Source organism: Fluviicoccus sp., from assembly GCF_030646115.1.
Taxonomy (GTDB): Bacteria; Pseudomonadota; Gammaproteobacteria; order Pseudomonadales; family Moraxellaceae; genus Fluviicoccus.
The window spans coordinates 120,059-130,737 of record NZ_JAUSMX010000005.1 but is presented as its reverse complement, the minus strand read 5'-3'; the positions used below and the strand labels follow the sequence as shown (position 1 = coordinate 130,737).

At 61.8% G+C, this 10,679-nt stretch carries 10 protein-coding genes; 6 read left to right on the top strand and 4 right to left on the bottom strand.

Going from position 1 to position 10,679, the window contains the following annotated elements; all coding sequences use genetic code 11:
- Positions 1-56: 56 nt before the first annotated feature.
- The 4 genes from Q7T36_RS03030 to Q7T36_RS03015 all read right to left on the bottom strand — a co-directional run bounded on the left by Q7T36_RS03030 (position 57) and on the right by Q7T36_RS03015 (position 4,454).
- On the bottom strand, positions 57-1,256 hold the full coding sequence (locus Q7T36_RS03030; protein WP_304843869.1) for an O-succinylhomoserine sulfhydrylase: 1,200 nt from the start codon (positions 1,254-1,256) through the stop codon (positions 57-59).
- Between the two features lie 23 nt (positions 1,257-1,279).
- Positions 1,280-2,824, bottom strand: a complete 1,545-nt coding sequence (gene purF, locus Q7T36_RS03025; RefSeq protein ID WP_304843867.1) for an amidophosphoribosyltransferase — start codon at positions 2,822-2,824, stop codon at positions 1,280-1,282.
- Positions 2,825-2,832: 8 nt separating this feature from the next.
- Positions 2,833-3,354 (bottom strand): CvpA family protein, encoded by a 522-nt coding sequence (locus Q7T36_RS03020; RefSeq protein ID WP_304843865.1) that lies wholly within the window; start codon positions 3,352-3,354, stop codon positions 2,833-2,835.
- Between the two features lie 77 nt (positions 3,355-3,431).
- Positions 3,432-4,454, bottom strand: a complete 1,023-nt coding sequence (locus tag Q7T36_RS03015) for a quinone-dependent dihydroorotate dehydrogenase (protein ID WP_304843863.1) — start codon at positions 4,452-4,454, stop codon at positions 3,432-3,434.
- A gap of 252 nt (positions 4,455-4,706) precedes the next feature.
- Here Q7T36_RS03015 and Q7T36_RS03010 point away from each other — a divergent pair, with 252 nt between their 5' ends.
- From Q7T36_RS03010 to Q7T36_RS02985, 6 genes are read left to right on the top strand one after another with little or no spacing between them, the layout of a single operon-like run.
- Positions 4,707-5,660 carry a stage II sporulation protein M gene (locus tag Q7T36_RS03010; protein ID WP_304843860.1) on the top strand — a complete coding sequence of 318 codons (954 nt, stop codon included), beginning with the start codon at positions 4,707-4,709 and terminating at the stop codon, positions 5,658-5,660.
- On the top strand, positions 5,650-6,411 hold the full coding sequence (locus Q7T36_RS03005) for a hypothetical protein (protein ID WP_304843858.1): 762 nt from the start codon (positions 5,650-5,652) through the stop codon (positions 6,409-6,411). The genes Q7T36_RS03010 and Q7T36_RS03005 overlap by 11 nt, the downstream gene beginning before the upstream one ends.
- Position 6,412: 1 nt before the next feature.
- On the top strand, positions 6,413-7,201 hold the full coding sequence (locus Q7T36_RS03000) for a hypothetical protein (protein ID WP_304843855.1): 789 nt from the start codon (positions 6,413-6,415) through the stop codon (positions 7,199-7,201).
- Positions 7,198-8,325: a DUF4350 domain-containing protein gene (locus Q7T36_RS02995; protein ID WP_304843852.1), complete on the top strand. Its 1,128-nt coding sequence runs from the start codon at positions 7,198-7,200 to the stop codon at positions 8,323-8,325. The genes Q7T36_RS03000 and Q7T36_RS02995 overlap by 4 nt, the downstream gene beginning before the upstream one ends.
- Positions 8,322-9,329: a MoxR family ATPase gene (locus Q7T36_RS02990; RefSeq protein WP_304843849.1), complete on the top strand. Its 1,008-nt coding sequence runs from the start codon at positions 8,322-8,324 to the stop codon at positions 9,327-9,329. Before Q7T36_RS02995 ends, Q7T36_RS02990 begins: the two co-directional genes overlap by 4 nt.
- A gap of 9 nt (positions 9,330-9,338) precedes the next feature.
- Positions 9,339-10,643, top strand: a complete 1,305-nt coding sequence (locus Q7T36_RS02985; RefSeq protein ID WP_304843847.1) for a DUF58 domain-containing protein — start codon at positions 9,339-9,341, stop codon at positions 10,641-10,643.
- Positions 10,644-10,679 lie beyond the last annotated feature (36 nt).

Below are 10,679 nucleotides of genomic sequence, written 5' to 3'. Positions count from 1 at the left end.
GTGGGGTTGGCCCCTACCTTAGCCGACTCTCCCGGCCTTGAGAATGTGTTAAATCGTTAAATTGCCTGCAATCCGCGACGACAATCCGCGATCAGGTCGTCCATGTCTTCCAAACCGACTGCAATACGGATCAAACCTTCGGAAATTCCGGCCAATGCCTTGGCTTCCGGGCTAACGCGACCATGGGTGGTGGTTGCCGGATGGGTAATGGTGGTCTTGGTGTCGCCGAGGTTGGCGGTAATCGACATGATGCGGGTGGCGTCGATGAACGCCCAAGCGCCTTCACGGCCGCCCTTCACCACAAACGACAGCACGCCGCCAAACGCCCGCTGCTGGGCAACCGCCAGCGCATGCTGCGGGTGTGACTCCAGACCGGCGTAATTCACTTTTTCCACCTGCGGCTGTTCGGACAGCCAGCGGGCCAGCGTCAACGCCGAGGCGGAATGGGCCTCCATGCGCAGGCGCAGGGTTTCCAGTCCCTTGAGGAACAGCCAGGCATTGAAGGCGCTGAGGCTGGGTCCGCAGGTGCGCACCACGCCCAGCACTTCCTCCATCAACTTGTGGCTGCCGACTACGGCGCCGCCCAGCGCCCGGCCCTGCCCGTCCAGGTATTTGGTGGCGGAATGAATCACCAGGTCTGCACCCAGCTTCAACGGTTGCTGCAAGGCGGGCGTGCAGAAACAGTTGTCCACGGCCAGCAGGATGTCATGTTCATGCGCCAGCTTTGCCAGACCGGCAATATCCGCCACTTCACAGACCGGGTTGCTGGGCGTTTCCAGAAAAAACAGCCGGGTCGCCGGGCGCACAGCCGCTGCCCATTCAGAGCGGTCGGTCAGGCTGACAAAGGTCGTGCTGACGCCGAATTTCTGCATGTACTTGTCGAACAGGACATTGGTGGTGCCGAACACCGACCGGGAACACACCACATGGTCACCGGACTTGAGGAATGCCAGGCAGGTAGCCAGAATCGCCGCCATGCCGGAACTAGTTGCGATGCAGCGTTCACCGCCCTCCAGCGCCGCCAGTCGTTCTTCGAAAATACGGACCGTGGGGTTGGTGAAGCGGGAATAGATGTTGCCGGGTTCGCTGCCGCCGAAGCGGGCCGCCGCCTGCGCCGCGCTCTTGTAAGCGAAGGACGAGGTCAGGAACAACGGTTCGCTGTGTTCACCCTCATTGGTGCGGTGATGACCCGCACGCACCGCCAGCGTATCAAAACCGGCCCCGGTCAGGGGGTCATCTTCAAATTCGGCAAACATCGTCTATCCCCTTACGGCGGTTTCTAGTTGGACGAATCCATCTGCAGGTCATTCGGCAAATCGACAATGGTCGGCGCGCCGCCCTGACCGGGGTGGTTCTTCTTGAACTGGGCAATATCATTGCGGGAGGCAGCCAGACGATCCAGATAGCCTTCGTCGATATCGCCGGTGACATACTCCCCGTTGAAAACCGAACAATCGAACTCCGTGATTTCCGGATTGCCCTCGCGGGCGCAGGCAATCAGGTCCGCCAGATCCTGATAAATGAGGCCGTCAGCGCCAATCAGGCGGCAGACTTCATCTTCGGTGCGGCCATGCGCGATCAGTTCGGTCTTGGCGGGCATGTCAATGCCATAGACATTGGGATAAATGACAGGGGGCGCCGCCGAGGCAAAATAGACCTTGTTCGCGCCGGCATCCCGCGCCATCTGGATGATTTCACGGCAGGTGGTGCCGCGCACAATGGAGTCGTCCACCAGCAGCACGTTCTTGCCCTTGAACTCCAGCTCGATCGGGTTCAGCTTCTGGCGCACCGATTTCTTGCGCTGGCTTTGACCGGGCATAATGAAGGTGCGGCCGATATAACGGTTCTTCATGAAACCTTCGCGATATTTCACGTTCAGGTTGTTCGCCAGCTCCAGCGCGGCGGTGCGGCTGGTATCGGGAATGGGCATCACCACATCAATGTCATGGTCCTCGCCCATCACGCGGCGGATCTTGCCGGCCAGTTTCTCACCCATGCGCAGACGGGCCTTGTACACCGAGATATTGTCGATGGTGGAGTCGGGCCGGGCAAAATAGACATATTCAAAAATGCACGGCGAATAACGCGGTGTATCCGAACACTGGCGGGTGTGCAACTCGCCCTGATCATTGATATAGACGGCTTCGCCCGGCGCGACATCCCGCACTACGTGGAAACCGAGGGCGGTAATGGCTACCGACTCGGAGGCGATGATGTACTCCTTGCCTTCCGGGGTTTCGCGTTCGCCAAAAATCAGCGGGCGGATACCGAACGGGTCGCGAAAGCCGACCAGACCGTAGCCGGTAATCATGGCGACCACGCCATAGGCGCCCTTGCAGCGTTTGTGCACGCCATGCACAGCCTGGAAAATATCGTCTTCATTGGGCAGCAGCTTGCCCTGGGCCTGAAGCTCATGGGCCAGGACGTTCAGCAGCACTTCCGAATCGGAGTCGGTATTGATATGACGCAGATCGGTGCGGAACAGGTCTTCGGCAATATCGGCGGCATTGGTCAGGTTGCCGTTATGCGCCAGTGTGATGCCATAAGGTGAATTGACATAGAACGGCTGCGCCTCGGCCGAACTCGAGGAGCCGGCAGTGGGATAGCGGACATGGCCAATGCCGAAGTTGCCCGCCAGCCGGGTCATGTGCCGCGTATGGAATACATCCCTGACCATGCCGTTGTCCTTGCGCAGAAACAGGCGGCTGCCCTGGCAGGTCACGATACCGGCGGCATCCTGTCCGCGATGCTGCAACACGGTCAGGGCGTCATACAGACTCTGGTTGACGGAAGTCTTGCCGGCAATGCCAACGATACCGCACATGGTTCACCTCAATGATCGGGATTGGCTGTTTGGATACGGATTTTCGGCAGATGCTTCATCTGCGCCTTGACCTTGTCCGTGATGGACAAGGCGGCCGGCACATAGGGCATCGCGGACCGGGGAAATTCGGCTTCCTGCCACCAGCGGTCATGCTGGAAAAAACGGGAGAGTACACCCACGCACAACACCACGATCAATGCCCCGCGAGCCAGCCCGAACAGACTGCCCAGCAGATGGTCGGCCGGGCCCAGAGCCAGGGCGGACAAGGCGCTGCGCAGCAATTGCCCCACCAGGAAAGTCAGGGTGACAATGCCGAGGCAGATCAGCAGGAAGGCGGTCGCCATGCGCAATGACGGTGTTTCTATATAGGGAGCCAGCAACGGCGCCAGCGCCTGATAGCTGTTGACGGCCACAATGATGCCGATCACCCAGCCCAGGAGTGCAATGGCCTCGCGCACCAGACCGCGGCGGAAGCCCCTCCAGACGGAAAAGGCCACAACGGCAAGAATCAGGATGTCTGCCGGATGCATGGGATTCGGTATTCTCTGAACGAATAAGGGGTTGGAAGGCTGCGGGGCGCATTGTAGCAAACCGCCCCGCCCAAGGGCTATTCCTGAATGGCGGCGATGGCGCGAACGGCATCGGCAATCAGGCCGGGACCCCGGTAGATGAAGCCGGTATAAACCTGCACCAGGCTGGCTCCCGCCGCCATTTTGTCAGCCGCCGTAGCCCCGTCCATGATGCCGCCAACGCCAATCACCGGAATCCGGCCTTCCAGCGCCTGGGCCAGCCGTGACAGGGTGAAGGTGGAGCGCGCCTTCAGCGGCTTGCCGCTGAGCCCGCCGGCCTCTTCGGCCAGATTCAGGTTTTCGATACCCGGACGGCTGATGGTGGTGTTGGTGGCGATCACCGCATCAATACGGTAGTCGAGCAGTTGCGAGGCAATGTCGGCAATTTCGTCTTCGTCCAGATCCGGGGCAATCTTCACGGCCAGCGGCACGTAGTGACCGTGTTCCTGCGCCAGGCGAACCTGGGTTTCCTTGAGGCGGCCCAGCAATTCCGCCAACGCGTTGCCGGTTTGCAGGCTGCGCAGGCCCTTGGTGTTGGGGGAGGAAATGTTGACCGCGACATAGGAAGCGTGTTCGTACACTTTTTCCAGGCAATGCACATAGTCATCGGCGGCGTTTTCCACCGGCGTGTCGAAGTTCTTGCCAATATTGATGCCGAGGATGCCGTCGAAACTGGCCTTTTTCACCTGCTCCACCAGATGATCCACCCCGAGGTTGTTGAAACCCATGCGGTTGATGATGGCTTCGGCTTCGGGAATGCGGAACAGGCGCGGCTTGGGGTTGCCCGGTTGCGGGCGCGGGGTGACGGTGCCGATTTCGATAAAGCCGAAACCCAGCGCCGCCAGCGCGTCGATATAGTCGCCGTTCTTGTCCAGCCCGGCTGCCAGCCCCACCGGATTGGGGAAGTCGATGCCCATCACCTGCACCGGTTGCTGCGGCGTGCTGAATCCAACGCCCAGCAGACCCATGCGTTTGGCCAGCGCCAGTGACTCCAGGGCCACGTGGTGCGAGGTTTCAGGGTTGAGGCGAAACAGCAGCGAGCGGATCAGGGAATACCACATGTCTTGTTCCTGGGCTGGCATGAGGGCGGCGATTATACATGGTTTGGGGAGGGAATTGCGTGGTCGAGATGGCTCGGAAGTTGGGAAGTGGACATGAAGAGCCTGAAAATACTCATTCAGCCCGATTGCACCATCCCGCCGCATTGGCGACAATCGACTCACGATTTTCAGGACAGCCTGCCTCATGGACCGTGCGCCAACCGCCAGCCATAAACACCCAGCCCGACCTGACTGGCATCAGGCAGGCAACACATGACCCCGCAGGAGTTCAGCCGCCGCCACGAACAGGACTGGCAGCGCTTTGAAACCTTGCTGCACGGGGGCGACCCAACCGATCAGGCCGATTTTCCCTCCCGCTACCGGGAAATCTGCGCCCATCTGGCGCTGGCGCGTGACCGTCATTACCCGCTGGCCATGGTGGAACGGCTGAACACGCTGGTGCTGGCCGGACAGCAGCGCTTGTACCGTCATCAGGGCGGCCTGTGGCCCGCCTTCCTGGACTTCCTCAGCCGGGGATTTCCGGTACTGGTGCGACAGCACGCCGGCCTCTTCTGGCTGTCCGCCGCCTTCTTTTACCTGCCGCTGTTCGGCATGGCCGCCGCCATCTGGATGCAGCCCGAGCTGGTTTACAGCGTCATTCCCGCCGAGCAGGTTCGCCAGTACGAATCCATGTACGAGCCCGGTCAGCACCTGATCGGCGGCCGCGCCAACGACACCCACTTCATGATGTTCGGTTTTTACCTGCAACATAATACCGGCATCGGCTTCCAGACCTTCGCCGGTGGGCTGTTTGCCGGTATCGGCAGCCTGTTCTTCCTGCTGTATAACGCCCTGGCCATTGGCGCGGTGGCCGGGCACCTGACCCATATTGGTTATCAGGAAACCTTCCTGCCCTTTGTCGCCACCCACGGCGCGTTTGAACTGACCGCTATTGTGCTGTCCGGCATGGCGGGCCTGATGCTGGGCTTGGGGCTGGTGGCGCCCGGTCAGCATACGCGCAAGGACGCGCTGATCCTGCGCGGCCGGGAGGCGGTGCGCATCGTCTATGGGGCCGCCATGCTCTTTCTGGTGGCGGCCGGGGTGGAAAGCTTCTGGTCCTCCAGCACCTCCATTCCCGCTGAAGTCAAATACACCGTGGCGGCCATCGCATGGTCGTCGGTGATTGCCTGGCTGGGGCTGGCCGGAAGGAGGCAACATGCGCATTGATCGCCTGACTGTCGCCATACGCCCGCGCAAACCGTGGGAAGCCGCCGATCTGGGCGTGCGTTTGCTGCAGGATAGCCGCACCGCGGTGATGCGCCTGTGGTGCGCCCTGATGATTCCGCTGGTGGCCGCCCTGGTATGGCTGGAGCACAGCACCGGCCGCCTGATCGGACTGTTTGTGTTGTGGTGGCTGAAACCCTTGCTGGACTATGCCGTGCTGTGGGTGCTGAGCCGAGCCGTCTTTGGCGAAAAAGTCACGCTGGGCGCCAGCCTGGCCGCCATTCCCGGATTTTTCGGCAAGGGCCTGTTGGGAGCGCTGACCCTGCGCCGTTTCAGCCTCAGTCGCGCCTATGTACTGCCGGTGAGATTGCTGGAAGACTTGACAGGCCCCGCGCAGGATGAGCGCATCCGGCTGATGCGCCATCAACAGACCGGACGCGCCCGCTGGCTGATCCAGATCTATATGGCGGCGGAAATGTCAGTCTTCTTCGGCCTGCTCAGTTTGCTGGTCTGGATGTCACCCGCCTTTCAGGACATTAAGGTAGTGTCGGATTTCCTGGAGGCCCAGGCCGGAGACTGGAAACGGGACGTGCTGGTGCTGATCTACGGCCTGACCATCACGCTGGTGGAGCCGTTCTACGTGGCGGCCGGTTTCATGCTGTACCTGAACCGTCGCACCGACCTCGAAGCCTGGGATATCGAAATTGCCTTCCGCCGTCTCGCCGAGCGCATTTCACCGGCAGGACGCGACTGAAATGACGAGAGCACATCTGCAAGCCCTGCCCCTGTTGTTGGCCCTCGGCCTTTCCAGCGCCATGGCCAGAGTTGAAAGCCCGGTGACTGCAGAAGCACAAGACGCATCCACCCATATTCCCGAAGGTGTCGCACGCTCTCCGCAAGCCGAGCCTGCCCGTCAGGCCTTGAAGGCCGTGCTGGAAGGGCCGGATTTCGAACACAAGAAAACCACCCGGCAACTGCGTTTCAAATATGACTGGTTCAAGGACTGGAAATGGGAGAAGGACAAATCCCAAAAGACGAATTCCCCCCTGCCGTTTGTGGACATCCTGGGCAATATGGTGGGCTTTATTGTTGGGCACGCCTTGTGGCTGCTGGCACTGGCGGTGATCCTGGCCGCCGTTTGGTATCGGCGCAAATGGTTGCCGCTATTGCAGCGTCTTGGCCTCCGCATCCAGCAGCCGTCCCCGGCGGTGGCTGAAGTGACGGAAAGCGATGAGCCTGTTCTGGCTCCCCTGCCCGACGACATCCTGTCCGCCGCCGAGCGTGAATGGCAGCGCGGTGACCGCCGCTCGGCCTTCAGCCTGTTGTATCGCGGCGCCGTGCAGTCACTGCAATTGCCTGTTCCCGCCACCGAGCAGGAAAACCTGCGGCAGGTGCGCCAGCAGCAAACGCCGGAAGTCATCGACAGCTTCACCCAGATTACCCGCGCTTGGCTGGATACCGCCTGGGCCGGTCACGCCCCGGACAGCTTCAACCGGCTGACCGACGCCTATCGCCGGCACTTCCAGCGGAGGACCGGACCATGAAGCCGTCGTCCCGGGTGCTTGGGGTGGTATTGGTGCTGTTGCTGGCCGGGTTGGGCACGCTGCTGTTTGAGGTGGTTCCTGTGGAAACCTCTTCCGGCTGGAGTGACGCCGCCAAACGCAATAACTACCTGGCAGCCGGGCGTCTGCTGGAAAAACAGGGGATAAAGGTCAGTTTCCAGCCTGATTTCAGCGGCGCGCCATCCGGTCAGGGCGTGTTGTTCCTTTCCTCGTATGCGGGCGCCCTGCCCCCGGCGGAGATTGCGCCGCTGCTGGCCTGGGTGCGGCGCGGCAACCGGCTGGTTCTTCCCGCCCAGTATCTGGGCAATGGCAAGAAGCGCAGCCGCGACCCGCTGCTCTCCGAACTCGGTGTCGTCCTCCATGACTATCTGGAGGAAGATCACGAGGAAAGGCTGTCCGACGACAAGCGCCTGCTGTTGAGTCCGGAAGCAGGCTGGCTGAATACCGGCTTCCAGTCCCGGCTGGTGCTGGAGGATTCCCTGGATGAAGCCACCGAATTGCTGTACGACGGCAGCGGCATCCATGTGCTGCGTTATGAGCTGGGTGACGGTGAAGTCGTGGTGCTGAGTGAAACCACCCTCTTCGGCAACCGGCAGCTTAATTTCAAGGATAATTCCGCCCTGTGGCTGCATTTGTTCAACGACTTACCTGGTTCCTCCAAGGTATGGCTGGTTTATGAAGGGGATTTTCCCGGCATCATGGAAATCCTGTGGCACCAGGCCCGGCTGCCCATCATCAGCCTGGGCGTGCTGCTGCTGGCCTTGCTTGGCTACGGCAACCGCCGCTTCGGTCCCTTGCTGCCCTCGCCCGACCAGCCCCGCCGCCGTCTGGCTGAACACCTGCAGGCCGCCGGACGCTTCCTGTGGTATGCCGGACAACAGTCCCGGCTCTATGCCGCCGTCCGCCACAGCCTGCGCCTGCATCTGTTCCGCCATCATCCGCACTGGCGGCTGCTGCCTGACAACCGCCTGATCGAAGAGCTGCACCGACATACCGGCCTGGAGCCGGGCCCGCTGCATCAGGCCCTGAACACTCCGCCCACCAACGACCTCGCGCGTTTCCTGCAGGACATGCGCGTTATTGACCAACTCCGGAAACTGACATGACCGACCCGATTTCCCTGTCCAAGGCACCTGAGGACGACAACCTTTCCGCTTTCCGTCTGGCCACGCAGTCCGTGCGCCGCATGCAGCGCGAAATCGGCAAGGCGCTGGTGGGCCAGCAGGATGCCGTCACGCAGGTGCTGGTGTCATTGCTGGCCGGAGGGCATGTGCTGGTGGAAGGCGTCCCCGGTCTGGGCAAGACACTGCTGGTACGCGCCCTGGCCAAGACCTTCGGCGGCACCTTCAACCGCATCCAGTTCACCCCCGACCTGATGCCCAGCGACGTGACCGGCCATGCCCTTTATGACCTGAAAAGCGAACAGTTCCACGTACGTCGCGGGCCGGTGTTCAGTCACTTGGTTCTGGCGGACGAAATCAACCGCGCCCCCGCCAAGACCCAGGCGGCGCTGCTGGAAGCGATGCAGGAATACCAGGTCACGATTGACGGCCAGGCCTGCCCGCTGCCACGTCCCTTCCTGGTCATGGCCACCCAGAACCCGATTGAACAAGAAGGCACCTATCCACTGCCGGAAGCACAACTGGACCGCTTCCTGCTGAAAGTGGTGATCGGCTACCCCACTTTGCAGGAAGAACAGCGGCTGCTGTCGCTGGTCACGGACGGCAAGATGGGCGACACCCTCGACATTGACGCCCTGCAAACCCTGATTTCCCCGGAAGAACTGCACGCCATCCAGTTGCTGGTGGCGCAGGTGCGCATTGACCCCGCCCTGCGTGATTATGCCGCCCAGATCGTGCGCAGCACGCGGGACTGGCCGGGCATCGACATCGGCGCCGGGCCGCGCGGCGGCATCGCCCTGCTGCGCGCGGCACGGGCTTCGGCCTTGCTGGACGACCGGGACTACGTCATTCCCGACGACATCAAGCAACTGGCCGCCCCGACACTGCGCCATCGTCTGGTGCTGTCGCCGGAGCTGGAAATGGAAGGCCAGCACACCGACGACGTGATTGCCGCCATCCTGCAATCCGTCGCCGCGCCGCGCGTCTAGGATCAGGGCATGCAACCCACCCGCCGCCTGCTGGCCGCGCTGGCCCTGTGGCTCCTTGTGGGGCTGCTGACGCTGATCGAGTCACGGCTGACGCCGGTCTGGCAAGCCATTCCCGTGGTGCTGGCAGTGTTGGCGGCACTGGATCTGCTCGGCCTCATTGCCACCCCCTCACCCCGCATCAAGCGCGAGCTGCCCGCCATCTGGCCGCTGGCTGTGTGGCAAACCGTGGAATTGTCGCTGGTGAAACGCGGCATCGGCTCCACCCGGCTGGACATTCAGGAACACTTGCCGGAAGCCATGGAAAGCCAGGGTTTGCCCGCCACCGTGACGCTGAAGGCGGGCAAGGTGCTGCACCTGCGTTATAAGGCGCGCAGCCTGCAACGCGGGGAACGGGAAATCGAGTTGTGCGAAATCCGGCTGACCGCCCGCTTCGGGTTGTTCAACCAGATCCGCCGCATTGAGTTGCCGTCCACGTTCCGGGTTTATCCCAATTTTGCGGAAGTGGCGCGTTACACCCTGCTCGCCACCGACAACCGGCTGTCGCAACTGGGTATCCGGGTGCGGCCGCGTCGGGGTGAAGGTCTGGAGTTCCATCAGTTGCGGGAATACCGGCTGGGCGACTCGCCGCGCCAGGTGGACTGGAAAGCGACTTCGAGGCTGCGCAAGCTGATCTCCCGCGAGTATCAAGACGAACGCGACCAGCAGGTGTTGCTGATGCTGGATACCGGTTTCCGCATGCGCGCGCAGGATGATGCGTTGTCGCACTTTGACCAGACGCTGAATTCCGTGTTGCTGCTGGCGCATGCAGTCAGCCATCAGGGTGATGCGGTGGGGTTGATGACCTTTGCCGGCACCGACCGTTATCTGGCTCCGGCCAAGGGTGCGCATGTGGTCAAGGCGATCATGAACCGGGTGTTTGATCTGGAGCCTACTGACAGTACGCCCGATTTTCTGCGGGCGGTGCAGGTGTTATCCGGGCGGTTGCGCAAGCGTTCGCTGGTGGTGATTCTGACCAATGTGCGGGATGAGGACGGCCGGGATTTGCAGGAGGCCTGCCGGGTGCTGGGCCGTCGGCATTTGGTGCTGGTGGCGACCTTGCGTGAGCATTTGTTTACTACCCTGCATGCGCAGTCGGCGGCGGATGTGGATGAGGCTTTTACGCTGGCGGCGGCGGAGGATTATCTGGCGTTGCGGCAGCGGCAGTTGCATGCGTTGAGCCATGCGGGGGTGCTGGTGCTGGATACTGAGCCGGAAAAACTGGCGGTGGGGTTGGTGAACCGGTATTTGGAGGTGAAGCGCAGTGGGCGGTTGTAGGGTTGGGGGTTAACGTTTGAGTTCAGGCCGCGGCCC